This window comes from Streptomyces sp. NPDC002206 (assembly GCF_053593595.1).
The window spans coordinates 191,559-204,973 of record NZ_JBSFCW010000008.1; the positions used below are offsets into that span (position 1 = coordinate 191,559).

The following is a 13,415-nucleotide window of genomic DNA, read 5'->3' on the forward strand; positions in this document are numbered from 1 at the left end:
AGAGGGCAGGGACGGGTATGGGAGAGGGCATGACTACGGACAACGACGAACGCGTACGCGACCGGCCGTCGTACGAGCGGCATCTGCCCGCCGGCAGCGCGGCCGACGGACCGTATGCCCTGGACATCGACCCGAAGCGGGCCGGCTGGGACCGGTCGAGCCTGCGCGTGGTGGAGCTGCGACCGGGTGGTGTTCACACGCTGGTCACCGGGGAGAGTGAATGGATCATCCTGCCGTTGACCGGTGGCTGTACGGTGCACACCTCAGGTGAGATCTTTGAACTGCTGGGCCGGGAAAGCGTGTTCAGCGGGGTCTCCGACTTCGTGTACGTACCGCGTGACGCCCATGCCCAGATCTCCTCCGGCGCCGGAGGCCGCTTCGCCCTGGCAGGAGCGAAGTGCGAGCGACGACTCCCCGCTCGCTACGGCCCCGCGCCGGAGGTACCCGTCGAGCTGCGCGGCGCCGGGAACTGCTCGCGCCAGGTCAACAACTTCGCCGCTGCCGACACATTCGACTGCGACCGGCTGATCGCCGTCGAGGTCCTCACCCCCGGCGGCAACTGGTCCTCGTACCCGCCGCACAAGCACGACGAGTACCGCCCCGGCGCCGAGTCCGTCCTCGAAGAGATCTACTACTTCGAGATCGAGGAGAACCGGGGCAGGCCCGGCCTCGGCTACCACCGCGTGTCCCCGTCCCGGCCCGGCGGTACGGACGTCCTCGCCGAAGTCCGCAGCGGCGACGCCGTGCTGATCCCCGACGGCTGGCACGGCCCGTCCATCGCCGCTCCCGGCCACACCCTGTACTACCTCAATGTGATGGCGGGGCCGGGAGAGCAGCGGGAGTGGCTGATCAGCGACCACCCCGACCACGGCTGGATCCGCGACACCTGGCCCGCCCAGCCGGTCGACCCCCGGCTGCCGCTCCACGGACTCCCCGGAACGTCCGGACTCTCCGGTCAGGAGGCACCTCGATGAGCACCCGCAGGCTCACCACCGCCCAGGCCCTGGTGTCCTTCCTCGCCCGCCAGTACACCGAGCGCGACGGCCGGCGGCAGCGTCTGATCAGCGCCACCTGGGGCATCTTCGGCCACGGCAACGTCGCCGGAATCGGCCAGGCGCTCCTGGAGACGGGGGCCGCCGCGCCCGGTTCCGTATCCGCCCGGCCCGCCATGCCCTACCTCCAGGGCCGCAACGAGCAGGCCATGGTGCACGCCGCCGTCGGCTACGCCCGCCAGTCCGGCCGCCTCTCCGCGCACGCCGTCACCACCTCCATCGGCCCCGGCGCCACCAACCTCGTCACCGGCGCCGCCCTCGCCACCATCAACCACCTCCCCGTCCTCCTCCTCCCCGGCGACATCTTCGCGACCCGCCCCGCCGACCCCGTGCTCCAGCAGCTCGAAGTCCCGTCCGCGGGCGACCTCTCCGTCAACGACTGCCTGCGCCCCGTCTCCCGCTACTTCGACCGGATCACCCGCCCCGAAGCGCTCGTTCCGGCCGCCCTGCAGGCCATGCGGACCCTCGCGGACCCGGCGGAGACCGGCGCCGTCACACTCGCGCTGCCGCAGGACGTGCAGGCGGAGGCGTACGACTGGCCGGAGGAGTTCTTCGCCGAGCGCGTCTGGTACGTACGCCGCCCCGCACCCGACGCCCACGAACTGGAACGGGCGGTACGGGCCGTGCGCACCGCCCGCCGGCCGCTGATCGTCGCAGGCGGCGGGGTCCATCACAGCGCCGCCGAGGAGACCCTCGCCGCACTGGCCGCCGCCACCCGGATCCCCGTCGCCTCCACCCAGTCCGGCAAGGGTTCGCTGCGCCACGACCACCCCGCCGACGTCGGCGGCATCGGCCACACCGGCACCGCGACCGCCGACGAACTGGCCCGTAGCGCCGACCTGATCATCGGCATCGGCACCCGCTACTCCGACTTCACCACCGCCTCCGCCACCCTCTTCTCGAACCCGGCGGTCCGCTTCCTCAACCTCAACATCACCGGATTCGACGCCCACAAGCTCGCCGCGCTGCCGCTCGTCGCCGATGCCCGCACCGCCCTCGAAGCGCTGACCGAGGCCCTGAACCAGCGCAACTACCGCGTCGACCCGGTCTACGAGACCGAGTACACCGACGCCAAGGAGCGCTGGGAGCAGCGCGTCGACACGGCGTTCGCCGCGGACGACCCGGCTGCGCGGCCCACCCAGGCCCAGGTCCTCGGTCTGCTCGACGCCCTGGTCGACGACGACGACATCCTGATCAACGCGGCGGGCTCGCTCCCCGGCGACCTGCACCAGCTGTGGCGGACCCGCTCCCGCAGCCAGTACCACGTCGAGTACGGCTACTCCTGCATGGGATACGAGATCCCGGCCGCGATCGGCGTACAGCTGGCCGCACCCGGCCGGCCCGTCTGGGCGCTCGTCGGCGACGGCACCTACCTCATGAACCCCACCGAGATCGTCACCGCCGTGCAGGAGAACCTGCCGGTCAAGGTCGTCGTCCTGCAGAACCACGGCTACGCCTCGATCGGCGGACTCTCCGAGTCGGTCGGCGCCGAACGCTTCGGTACCGCCTACCGGCAGCGCGCCGCCGACGGCAGCTTCACCGGCCCCCCGCTGCCCGTCGATCTCGCGGCCAACGCCGGCTCTCTCGGCATGCGGGTGCTGCGTGCCAAGACCGTGCGTGACCTGCGCGAAGCCCTCACCGCTGCGCGGACCTCGGACCGCCCCACTTGTGTCTACGTCGAGACCGAAACGGCAGACACAGTGTCGGGCCCCCCTCCGGCGCAGGCGTGGTGGGATGTTCCTGTAGCCGAAACGGCCACCCGCCCGTCGGCGGTCAAAGCCCGGGAAGACTACGACCGGCAAGTCGCAGCCCGACGCCGCCACCTCTGAAGGCCTGAAGGAGTACGTAATGAAGACTGTCAACCACTGGATCGGTGGCAAGACCGTCGAGGGCACGTCGGGCAACTACGGCCCGGTCACCGACCCGGCCACCGGCGCCGTCACCACCCAGGTCGCACTCGCCTCCCTCGAAGAGGTCGACGCCGCGGTCGCCGCCGCGAAGGACGCGTACGCGACGTGGGGCACGTCCTCGCTGGCCGCCCGCACCGCCGTCCTGTTCCGCTACCGCGCACTGCTCGACGCGCACCGCGACGACATCGCCGCGCTGATCACCGCCGAGCACGGCAAGGTGCACTCCGACGCGCTCGGTGAGGTCGCCCGCGGTCTGGAGATCGTCGAGCTGGCCTGCGGCATCACCACCCAGCTCAAGGGCGAGCTGTCCACCCAGGTCTCCAGCCGGGTCGACGTCTCCTCGATCCGCCAGTCGCTCGGTGTCGTCGCGGGCATCACGCCGTTCAACTTCCCGGCGATGGTGCCGATGTGGATGTTCCCGCTGGCCATCGCCTGCGGCAACACGTTCGTGCTGAAGCCGAGCGAGAAGGACCCGTCGGCCGCCAACCTGCTGGCCGAGCTGGCTGCCGAGGCCGGACTGCCGGACGGCGTGCTGAACGTGCTGCACGGCGACAAGGTCGCTGTCGACGGACTGCTGAACCACCCGGACGTCGCCGCGGTCTCGTTCGTCGGCTCCACCCCGATCGCCCGCTACATCCACACCACCGCTTCCGCCAACGGCAAGCGCGTCCAGGCGCTCGGCGGTGCGAAGAACCACATGCTGGTCCTGCCGGACGCGGACCTCGACGCCGCCGCCGACGCCGCGGTCTCCGCCGCGTACGGCTCCGCCGGTGAGCGCTGCATGGCCATCTCCGCGGTTGTCGCGGTGGGCGCGATCGGTGACGAGCTCGTCGCGAGGATCAAGGAGCGCGCCGAGAAGATCAAGATCGGTCCCGGCAACGACCCGGCGTCCGAGATGGGCCCGCTGATCACCGCGGCCCACCGCGACAAGGTCGCCTCGTACGTCACGGGCGCGGCGGCCCAGGGCGCCGACGTCGTCCTGGACGGCTCCGGCTACACCGTCGAAGGATTCGAGGACGGCCATTGGATCGGCCTCTCCCTCCTCGACCACGTGTCCACCGACTCGGACGCGTACAAGGACGAGATCTTCGGCCCGGTGCTGTGCGTCCTGCGCGCCGAGACGTACGAGGAGGGCGTCGCCCTCATGAACGCCTCGCCGTTCGGCAACGGCACCGCGATCTTCACCCGCGACGGCGGCGCCGCCCGCCGCTTCCAGCTGGAGATCGAGGCCGGCATGGTCGGCGTCAACGTGCCGATCCCGGTGCCGGTGGGCTACCACTCCTTCGGTGGCTGGAAGGACTCGCTCTTCGGCGACCACCACATCTACGGCAACGACGGCGTGCACTTCTACACCCGCGGCAAGGTCGTCACCACCCGCTGGCCGGACCCGGCCGACGCCCCCGCGGGCGTGGACCTGGGCTTCCCGCGCAACCACTGATCGCCACCGGTTCCGCTGCCCCTCGCACCGTCGGCCCGTACCAAGCTGTATGCGTACGGGCCGACGGCATGCGCGGAAGCCGTATCCGGCCGCTCGGCCCGCTCTCACATGCGCCGCAGGCCCACGTACTGGAGCGCACCCATGGCCGCCACCGTCAGGCCCTGGAACACGATCCACCCGTTGCCGGCGCCCGTCGCCGTCAGCGCGTCCACGAGCACGGTCACGACACTTGCCCCGGCCCAGGCCACGTTCAGGCCGATGACGACGGCGACCGCGCCGCGGCTGATGCGCTCCTGACGGGAGACGGCCAGCACCCACAGGGCGTACACGGTGAGGAACACGCCCACCACGTACTGCACCGACGGAGGCACGCCGAGGAACGAGTCCAGGACGGTGGCCAGCGCGAGGTAGCCGATGCCGTTCGCACCGGTGAGGACCACGTCCGCCACGAGGGCCAGGCGGAGAAGGCCATCGGAACGGGCGGCACCCGTAGACGGGACCGTACCCACGTTCTGGGACGACATCATGAGGTCTTCCTTTCGTTGTCATGCGGTCACGCGGGCAACGAGCCGCCGCCGGTCCGCGCGGCGGAGGCAGGAGCGGCCCCCGGACGGCGTCGTTCCGGTGGAACGCAGGCCCGTACACGGACGGTATGGACGGAGGGCGGAGGCGCTCAATTACCTCCCGGGTAATGGCCGGTCGTCCCATCGGCCGCTCAGTGACGCACCACCTGGGCCGGATCGGGGCCGCCCGGAAAGCCGAAAGGGGAGCCGCGCCGGCTCCCCCCTTCGGCTCACGGCGTCACCGTGCGGCGTCCGAGGCCCTCTCGGCAGGGGCCGCCTCGGCGATCATCCGCGCCATCGGAACGGCGCCCACCCGCGTACGGACTACGTCACTCAGCGCGCCCCGTAGCTTGCCGATAACGAACCGCAGCTCGTGACGTCCCGATGTGGTCAAGTGCTCGTCTCAGGAGTGGCGAACATGGCGCGGGAACGCGTCTGCCGGGTGAGATGGTGCTTGCCCGGGAATCCCATGGCCGAGTCCGAGACCGGGCCTGTGGCCGCCCCCCGCCTACTTCGACGAGTTCGCGTGCCACCAGTATGGACGGGCTCATTCGAACCGCTCCCTACCCGCATTCGCCCAATTGAGAGAAATCCCAGCAGGACCGATGAGTCTCCGCGTCCACGGGCGTCTACAGGTGGACAGTCCCGACCAGGCACGAAAACGAGGAGACGAAGCATGAGCACCGAGCAGACCACCCCGGCCAACGGCTTCTCCTACAAGCTGACCCGAACGCTCGACGCCTCCGCGGTGAAGGTGTGGCGGGCGTGGACCACTCCCGAGCAGTACGCCCGGTGGGCTTACGCCGTTGCCGGCTCCGTGGAGATGGACGTACGGCCGGGCGGAGCGTGGAAGGCCACGATGGCCACGCCCGACGGCGGACAGTTCCCGCTGACCGGCTCCTATCTTGAGGTCGCCGAGAACCGCCTCCTGGTGGTCGGCATGGACGTACCCGGCAAGCCCGCGCCCGCAGCCATGACCATGGAACTCGACGAGCAGAACGACCACCACACGCAGATCGTTCTTCATCAGACCTGCGACACCGTCGAGGAACGCGACATGGCCGAGCAGGGCAGCACCATGCTCCTCGACAGCCTGAGCGCCTTCCTGGCCGATGAGGCGAGGAACTGACCCCCGCTCAGAACTTCTGCCCCCGGAGGGCTGCCTGTGCAGTTCGATCTTCTCCGTGACCAGGACGGGTATTGCTGCTGAAGGGGGCCACCGAACCGACCAGGAATCTCTTTGTAAAAAGGGTTGTGAGCACGGCTTGACAAGGAATCTGCCGCGAGGTGGTCGAGCGGCTCGGTCTCACAGTCGCCGAGCACCAGGTCTTCGTGGACAACAACCGTTCGGCATGGCAGCGCAAGCGGCAACGCCCCGGATGGGATGCGTTGCCAACACCCACAAGTCGCCCGTATCGGTGATTCCGCTCGCCGCACCGATCAGACTCACGAGAGGCGCGAGTATCCCCCTGAGACAGGTGAATTGGCTCAAATCGTCCGAAAGCGACCCTTGAACAGCTGAGAACCTCCTGAGTGTCGGCAGCGATGTCGCAATTCACACCGAACCCAGAAGGCCCTCACCTGTTCAAGCCGGCACGCGTGTCACCAATGTGCCGGGACACCACGCCTAGCCGCAGTGGACCGCAACAGCGTGACCGTTCGCGTCATTTGTGTCGGACGGGTTCCAGATCGTCCCCCAGACGGAGATGCAGCGAGGAGCCGTACCTGTGACGGTGACGGGTCCCGCATACGAAGAGTAATAGCCGTTGTCGTTATCCTGCGTGTCGATGGGGCAAGTGCTGCCGCCGGGCGTGGTTCCAGCCTTGCACTTCCAAATGTTGGCGATCATGTTCTTGGTCGTACCTGTACCCCAGTAGGTGTCAACGACGACAGCACAGTTGGTGCCGCCGTTGGCCGTGCTGTAGTAGAGGTTGATGACGCCGTACTTGGTCCCGCCGCTGGTCCGGACGTCGTAAGTGTCGATCAAGCTCCCACTGCACCCATAGGCGGTAGCCGCAGCGCTGGCGGTGGGGGCAAAGGCGATGCCGCTGACAAGCATGACGAATGCCGCAAAAAGCGTGGATAGTGCTCTACGCATGATTCCCTCTCGAGACGGTCGCAATGAAGATCATCAGTGTTCTGCGCGGAGAGCGTACCGACCTCAAGGTGGCCGGGCGATTGATCAATTCGGTGAAAATGAAACAAAGTTGACGGTCCGTCATGTGAGGTCTGTCACCATGGTGCGCCGAATTCGATCGATCAACTACCGGTCACGGAAACGGCGTTGTTCTCCTCTGTCCGGTTTGGTGATGTCTGGTCGGATGCCGTAGGTGGTGGAGGCGTCTTCGTGGTGGTGCAGGTCGCCGCGGGCGCGTGTGATGTTGGCGCGTCCGGCCAGGCGGATGGCGCTGATGGCGAGGTTGCGGAAGTCGGCCAGTGCCCCGCGGCCCGGCGCAGTTCCGGTTTGATGCTGTAAGCCCGGGTTGTTGTGCGGGTACCGAGTCGATGTACCCAGAGGGCACACGGCCTCTGATGACCTTTCAGTTCTCAACGCTGAAGGATCGCCACGAGGGTCGCCCCCCGTGTCTGCAACATCGCTGACCCGGCGCTGTGGGAGGCAGAGCTCGTAGCCGACCCGGTTGCGGTGGAGTCGGCACTGATGGCCAGGCTTCGCAGCGTGCCGGATCGCCGCGCTCAGCGAGGGCTTCGGCACCCGCTGCTGCTGATCCTGGTGTTGGCGACGTGCGCGACGCTGGCTGACGGCCGGCGCATTCGTTTGGGCTCTGCCCTCTCTCGTGGTCCCCTTCGGGACAGTGGTCGCCCTGGTTGCCGCAGTGAGGCCCACCGCCGGCGGTTCCTTCCTCCCCGGCCAGTATCCGCGTACGTCTGGGACGAACAGGGCAACCCATGGTCCCTGCCCCGACTGTTCGTCGCAGCTTTGGACTGCGAGAGCCAGAAGGGCGTCCCGGGGAAGCTGCGTTCCAGTCATCCGCCTCGAAGGCGCCACTGAAGCAGCCTGTACCGGCCGTCGAGGTTACGTACGGGCTGCTTCAGTAAGAACGCATCCCGGCTGCGGACCGGCAACGCGCCCCGCGCGGTGGCCACCTGGCACATCCTCGCCATCGGCGCTCTCCGCCTCGCCAGGGCCGAGAACATCGCCGTGGGCCTGCGACACAACGCCCTCGGCCCGAGCGCCCGCTCACCCTCCTCGGCCTCACATGATCACGAAACGGGCATCAGCAGACTTCGCCGAAGCCCTGATGCTGTCCCTATGAGGTCATTTGAACCTACCGGGCACCTCGCCCGACAAGTGGAGCTAACTGCAATGGAGTTGACGCCTTCTCATGATCGACTTCTCATAGTACGATCCGCCGGGGCGGAGTCCCTGATGGATCAAAGTCACGAGGAGGAAACAGGGATGCGTGTCAGGAAAGTCCTTGCCGCAGGTTTCGTTGCCCTTGCTGCAGTAGTGGGGACGGCCGGTACGGCGTCGGCGGCTCCCGCCTATGACTGCCTTTTTGACGAGGTGTGCCTTTACTACAACTCCAGTTCGTACGGGTATGGAGCCTACTTCGCGCAGAGTGGGAACATTCCGGACTACTCGGGCCGCTACTTCAAGGCCGGCGATAATGGCAGCTCCGGCGCCGGCGTCTCGGTGAAGAACAACGCTGGCGCGGTGGACAACCGTGGAACGCCGCGAAATTTCTACCTCTACTACAACAGCAACTACGACTGCAGTGTCGCATGCGTCACGGTCTCGCCGGGTAGTTTGGTCAACCTGTCTGAGCCGATGAAGAATGACAATGCATCGGGCAAGCTCGGTGCGTCCCAAGTCGGCTGACATCTTGTGAACCCCCGCGGTGGGCCCTGGTCGGATCGCACTGGCCAGGGCCCACCGCGGCACACTCCACTCAGTAATCCTTTATCGCATTGCCGCACCGAAAGAGATCGTCCAGGTGTCTCGCCGCTCGTGTCGTATAGCCGCCTCCCTGATCGCCCTGCCGCTGCTGCTGATTGGTTGCACAAGTGCCGGCGGAGAGCACCCCGAGATCAACAGTGCGATGGCGCGGGAAAGTGCGCAGACTCCACCCCCTGTCTCCGCCATCCCGAAAATCGATTCTGCAAACGACAAACCGCTGCCCCTCGATCCGTACCTGGTGAATCCGAGACAGCTGTCAACGATCAACAAGGCGTATACGAAGTCCATCTCCCTCTGCATGGCACGTTTCGGGTTCGCCTATAAGCCCCCGGTGGAATCCCCTGGGCCGCGTGACAGTGACGCTCCCGTCACCCGGATCGACGGCCGATATGGACACCAGAACGCCCGATTGATGATGAAATGGGGCTATCATCCCGAGGGGGGAGTTCTGGCGAGCCAGTCCAGTTCTGAAGCATCCACGCGGAAAATAAGTCCGGACATGGTGGTCGCCGGGCGCGGTTCGTCCGATCCCGGGAAGGCTTTTGGCCCGGGCGGTCAAATCATCAATGGAAAGACTGTGCCGTATCACGGCTGCATGGGCGAGGCTGTCAAGGAATTGACCGGCAGCGTGGATGGTGCGCTGTACGACCCGCAAATCGCTATTGATGTAAAACTGAAGACTCTGAACGAAGCCCAACAAGACGATCGAACCAAAGCCGCATTCGCCAAGTGGTCGCAGTGCATGAAAATCAGGGGCTTCACCTACAAGGATCCCTTGGCGGCGGGAGGCGACCCGGAGTGGCGGAAGACCTCCAAGCCCACTGCGCATGAACTGAAGGTGGCGACAGCGGACGCGGCATGTCGGCACAAAAATAACGTGGTGGGTATTTGGTACGCAGTGGATTCCTCCTACCAGGAGAAAGTCATCGCATCGAACGCCGCGGCCATGGCTCGCGTAAAAACCGACCTGGAATCCAAAATGAGGACCGCGATGCGAGTGCTGGCAAATTGAAGGATTTCCTCCGGTCGGCAGCCGTAGTCGTGGACTCCCCTGATGGACGGCTATTGCAATGAGTTTTTCCCGGTAAGTGCTCGTCGTCCTCTGTGGTCGCGAAGCTGGTGCTGCGGCCTGTGACATCCCCAAGTCCGGGCAGTCGTAAGGCCCCTGGCGGGAACGATCTTGCGAAGGAAAGATCCGGCCGAGGGGCCTCATGCGTCGACCGGTGTCGCATACGCCGTCGTGCTTGATGAGACGCCAGATCATTTCGCACCCACCCGGTCGCATGCCCGTCGGCATCGCCGCCCGCCCGGGCCATCCGTAGTGCCTGAATGAAGTGCCTTTGAGTGATGTCGTGTTGGTTCGCTTCGAATGCCGTTCAGCGATCAGCCGTGAGGGCTTCGATCGGGCGCTGAACAACGTCGAATTCTCGCACTACGTCGCAGGAGTTCACCCGGACCGGGCGACCTGGCGGCGCAACCTGCGCCGGTCCCCGGCCCGCGTCCAATGGGATTCCGAACGCGACCTCCGCCTCAACCCGCTCCCGCACCGATCTCTCCAACTCGGGCTCGGCGGCGAAGCGGCACGGCGGTACGCGGACGAGTGGACGGTGTCGATCCGCGACGTCACCCCGCTCGCCCGGGAGATCCACGCCCACGTGCGGGCCGGTCGGCCCGGCGAGGCGGCCGCGCTGCTCCCGACCGAGTCGCCCTACCGCCCGGACCGACGGGCTGAACCACCGTTCCTAGCCAGTGCACATAAGTGAGTCCTGGGCCCACTGCTGCGTGCTGGGTGCATCCCGAACGGTGTTGGATGCACTGGTCCCCCGCTTTCGCTTCCCGCTCGGCGACGGCCCTCCAGGGGGCCGGTCCGTGGTGGGTAGGCGGGTTCCCTCACGCCCCCGGTCACCTGGTCCGGTCTGGGCGGTCCGATGCCCCGCACGATCACTCCGGTCGTGTGGGGGCGGTGCCGTCCTTCCCCAAGCTCTCAACTCCGTTCGAGCAGGGGATACCCCATCCCGGACCGGGTGTCCGAGGGCGCGTCTCCCGATCGCGATACCGGCGGCATCGTGACGGGACATCTTTCGGCGTGGGGTGGTCAGCGGTTTCTGCCAGTGCTGAGCACCCCACAGGCTGGTGTAGGCCGGGTCGACCGCGACAACGCTCAGGCCGTGCTCGGCGGCCATGGAGACCAGCCGGGCCTTGAGCTTCCCGGTCGGGATACCGGAGATGAGCTGCCGGAACCGCTTGCGGCGGCCGTGCTTCTCCCGGGTCTTCTCGGTGGTGAAGTCGAGGTCTTCGATGCCGATCGCGGCGACACCGACCCGCCCCGCCCAGTTGATCAACCGAGTCAGCGCGTGCCGGATCTGTGCGTCACGGTGACCGGCCGAACCGGACAGGTCGTAGCCGAAGCGGTGCGGGGCACCGACCGGGTTGCCATGCCGGTCGAGCCGGTAGGCGGCGAAGTGGTCGGCGTTGGTGTCGACGCCGATCATGCCCCGGGCGCGGGCGGTCTCCAACGGGATGGTCTGCACGACGGGGCGCTGCCAGGATGCGGTCAGGTACCAGCGGCCGCGCTCCACGTCGAGGTGGATGCGGTAGGCCACCGCCCGGTTCGCGGCGATGCGGTCGGCCCACCCCGCACCCCGGTGCGCGAACGCCACGGTGGCGGTGAGGATGTACCGGCCGTGCCGGGCGTTGGCCAGGTGCGCAAGCGGAACGGGCAGCTTGATGGACACTTCGCCGTCCGGGGTGACGCGGATCGTCTCGTTCCCGAACCGCTTCCCCGACTCGCCATCGGCAGCGAGAAACCAGCGTTCCGCCTCCCACCGTTCCCGCCACTCGTCTTCGGTGAGACGGGCCTCGGTGAGGTGGTGGCGGGTGTTCAGGAGACGCTTGCCACCCCGTACCACCCGCACCCGTCCGGCCTGCCGGTCGGCAACAGCAGCAGCGTGCCGCGCCTCCAGCATCGCGAGGCGGCGGGACTTGCGGAACCACTCGTTCTTCGACCGGTAGCCACCCGCCGCGCGCTTGGTGCCCTTCTCCCCGAGCGGGAGAGACAGCCGGTGCCGCAGCATCTCGATCCCGGCTGCCAGGCTCTGGATATACGCCGCCTGGCAACGGCGCGAGAGCGCCCACTGATCGTGCGTGGCCTTGGTGATGGTCCCGGCGATCCTGGACGACGACACCTTCGTCAGTTGCCGCTTACGCGCAGCCCAGGTCTCCGCACCGTGCTCCAGACCATCCGCACAGCGGGCCTTGAGATCACCGGACGCCAGCGCCCCCTGATGCGCACCGACCGCACGCAGCACCCTCTCGTCCTCGACAGTCAGGTGCTTGAGACGGTCCCGGACCGCCACCCCGCAAGGCCCGGGCGCCACGAAGGACACGGCCAGCTCCCGCACACCACCCACCACATCACCCCCTCACTCAAGGCCGCACCCCTGCCACCCAGCCCAACGAGCCACAACCATCGAGGTCACCCATTCGGCCCCAGAACCCCCGTCCCCCCCACAAACCCACCCACAGGACTCACTCCCGCTCACCATCACTCACTTCAATGCAGTAAACCGACAGCAGCTCGCAACCCCCGGACTCCCCGGATCGCTGCCCCGGTGGCTGCTCTCACGGACGCGGCCTGGCATCCTGCACGGATCCGCCGGACCTTCGACCATGGAGGCCGGCTCATGGCAGCGGGACAGAGGAGACAGCCGTGGAACCAACGCCTGCCCGGGAGCGGCGAGACGCGCTTCCCGAGGGACTCGCCGAGGCGATACACGACACCGCCGAGGAGATAGCGGCGTTGCTGCGCGGCCGGACGGACACGGGCATCCCGGTCCCCGGATCCACCTGGACCCTCGGCGAGGCGGCAGCCCACCTGGCGCAGGCCAATGAGCTGATGGCCGATATCGCGGCCGGTCAGGAACGCCCGTACGGGGACGGTACGCCGCAGAGCCTGGCGGCGGCCAACGAGCGCTCCCTCGCCGGGTTCGGCGAGCGTGGAGCCGACCCGCTCGCCGAGATGATCGTGGCGCAGGCCGACGCCTTCCTCACGGCGGCGGAGCAGCGCCCGTTGGACGAGACCGTGAGCACCCCTCTGGGCTCGATGGATGTGGCCACCCTCGGCTCGTACCTGCTCACGCACATGCTCGGCCACGGCTACGATCTCGCCCGCGTGGTGGGCCGTCCGCACATGCTCGACGGCGCCCGGGTCGAGCTGTCCATGCCCTTCATGATCACAAGCATGCCGCGGGTGGTCGCCGCCTCCGCTGCCGGGCTGAACGCACGCTTCGCGATCCGCCTGCGGGGTGGACAGCGCTTCGGTGCGACCTTCACCGACGGAGCGCTGACCGTCAGCCCGGGGCCGTTGAGCCGCGCGGACTGCACCATCCTCATCGAACCGGTCACCTTCCTGCTGATCGCACTCGGCCGCTGCGATCCGTGGGGCGCCATGGCCCGCGGCCGCGTGCTCGCCTGGGGCCGCAAGCCCTGGATGGCCCCTCGTTTCCCGGCCTTGTTCACGGCGCCCTGAGAAAC

The 13,415-nt window shown here is 67.6% G+C and carries 10 protein-coding genes and 1 pseudogene; 8 read left to right on the forward strand and 3 right to left on the reverse strand.

Annotation, left to right across the window (positions count from 1 at the left end; all coding sequences use genetic code 11):
- The first annotated feature begins 29 nt into the window (after positions 1 to 29).
- The 3 genes from iolB to mmsA are packed head-to-tail and all read left to right on the forward strand — an operon-like array spanning position 30 to position 4,400.
- On the forward strand, positions 30 to 974 hold the full coding sequence (gene iolB, locus ACWCP8_RS17930; protein ID WP_451116824.1) for a 5-deoxy-glucuronate isomerase: 945 nt from the start codon (positions 30 to 32) through the stop codon (positions 972 to 974).
- The gene (iolD, locus tag ACWCP8_RS17935; protein ID WP_355994311.1) at positions 971 to 2,881 is read left to right on the forward strand and encodes a 3D-(3,5/4)-trihydroxycyclohexane-1,2-dione acylhydrolase (decyclizing); all 1,911 of its coding nucleotides are present in this window, start codon (positions 971 to 973) and stop codon (positions 2,879 to 2,881) included. The genes iolB and iolD overlap by 4 nt, the downstream gene beginning before the upstream one ends.
- A gap of 19 nt (positions 2,882 to 2,900) precedes the next feature.
- Positions 2,901 to 4,400 carry a CoA-acylating methylmalonate-semialdehyde dehydrogenase gene (gene mmsA / locus ACWCP8_RS17940; protein WP_352262334.1) on the forward strand — a complete coding sequence of 500 codons (1,500 nt, stop codon included), beginning with the start codon at positions 2,901 to 2,903 and terminating at the stop codon, positions 4,398 to 4,400.
- A 104-nt stretch (positions 4,401 to 4,504) separates the two neighbouring features.
- On the opposite strand, the gene ACWCP8_RS17945 is transcribed toward mmsA, so the two are convergent.
- Positions 4,505 to 4,927, reverse strand: a complete 423-nt coding sequence (locus ACWCP8_RS17945) for a hypothetical protein (protein ID WP_352262332.1) — start codon at positions 4,925 to 4,927, stop codon at positions 4,505 to 4,507.
- A gap of 712 nt (positions 4,928 to 5,639) precedes the next feature.
- On the opposite strand from ACWCP8_RS17945, the gene ACWCP8_RS17950 reads away from it, so the two are divergent.
- Entirely contained in the window at positions 5,640 to 6,092 is a 453-nt protein-coding gene (locus ACWCP8_RS17950) for an SRPBCC family protein (protein WP_352262330.1), read from the forward strand.
- A gap of 498 nt (positions 6,093 to 6,590) precedes the next feature.
- On the opposite strand, the gene ACWCP8_RS17955 is transcribed toward ACWCP8_RS17950, so the two are convergent.
- Positions 6,591 to 6,950 (reverse strand): hypothetical protein, encoded by a 360-nt coding sequence (locus tag ACWCP8_RS17955; RefSeq protein WP_352262329.1) that lies wholly within the window; start codon positions 6,948 to 6,950, stop codon positions 6,591 to 6,593.
- A 1,401-nt stretch (positions 6,951 to 8,351) separates the two neighbouring features.
- On the opposite strand from ACWCP8_RS17955, the gene ACWCP8_RS17960 reads away from it, so the two are divergent.
- The 3 genes and pseudogenes from ACWCP8_RS17960 to ACWCP8_RS17970 form a co-directional block, all read left to right on the forward strand.
- Positions 8,352 to 8,804: a hypothetical protein gene (locus ACWCP8_RS17960; protein ID WP_352262327.1), complete on the forward strand. Its 453-nt coding sequence runs from the start codon at positions 8,352 to 8,354 to the stop codon at positions 8,802 to 8,804.
- A 115-nt stretch (positions 8,805 to 8,919) separates the two neighbouring features.
- Positions 8,920 to 9,894, forward strand: a complete 975-nt coding sequence (locus tag ACWCP8_RS17965) for a hypothetical protein (protein ID WP_451116828.1) — start codon at positions 8,920 to 8,922, stop codon at positions 9,892 to 9,894.
- Between the two features lie 370 nt (positions 9,895 to 10,264).
- Positions 10,265 to 10,645, forward strand: a pseudogene (locus tag ACWCP8_RS17970) (DUF4291 family protein); the annotation flags it as partial.
- On the opposite strand, the gene ACWCP8_RS17975 reads toward ACWCP8_RS17970, so the two are convergent.
- A complete protein-coding gene (locus tag ACWCP8_RS17975; RefSeq protein WP_451116830.1) occupies positions 10,625 to 12,292 on the reverse strand; it encodes an IS200/IS605 family accessory protein TnpB-related protein in 1,668 nt (555 codons plus the stop codon). The pseudogene ACWCP8_RS17970 and the gene ACWCP8_RS17975 overlap by 21 nt on opposite strands.
- A 299-nt stretch (positions 12,293 to 12,591) precedes the next feature.
- On the opposite strand from ACWCP8_RS17975, the gene ACWCP8_RS17980 reads away from it, so the two are divergent.
- Positions 12,592 to 13,410: a maleylpyruvate isomerase family mycothiol-dependent enzyme gene (locus tag ACWCP8_RS17980; RefSeq protein ID WP_451116832.1), complete on the forward strand. Its 819-nt coding sequence runs from the start codon at positions 12,592 to 12,594 to the stop codon at positions 13,408 to 13,410.
- Positions 13,411 to 13,415 lie beyond the last annotated feature (5 nt).

Coding starts and splice junctions, on each gene's coding strand:
- ACWCP8_RS17960 (WP_352262327.1), top strand. CDS start 8,352: ATGGATCAAAGTCACGAGGAGGAAACAGGGATGCGTGTCAGGAAAGTC.
- mmsA (WP_352262334.1), top strand. CDS start 2,901: ATGAAGACTGTCAACCACTGGATCGGTGGCAAGACCGTCGAGGGCACG.
- ACWCP8_RS17945 (WP_352262332.1), bottom strand. CDS start 4,927: ATGATGTCGTCCCAGAACGTGGGTACGGTCCCGTCTACGGGTGCCGCC.
- iolB (WP_451116824.1), top strand. CDS start 30: ATGACTACGGACAACGACGAACGCGTACGCGACCGGCCGTCGTACGAG.
- iolD (WP_355994311.1), top strand. CDS start 971: ATGAGCACCCGCAGGCTCACCACCGCCCAGGCCCTGGTGTCCTTCCTC.
- ACWCP8_RS17950 (WP_352262330.1), top strand. CDS start 5,640: ATGAGCACCGAGCAGACCACCCCGGCCAACGGCTTCTCCTACAAGCTG.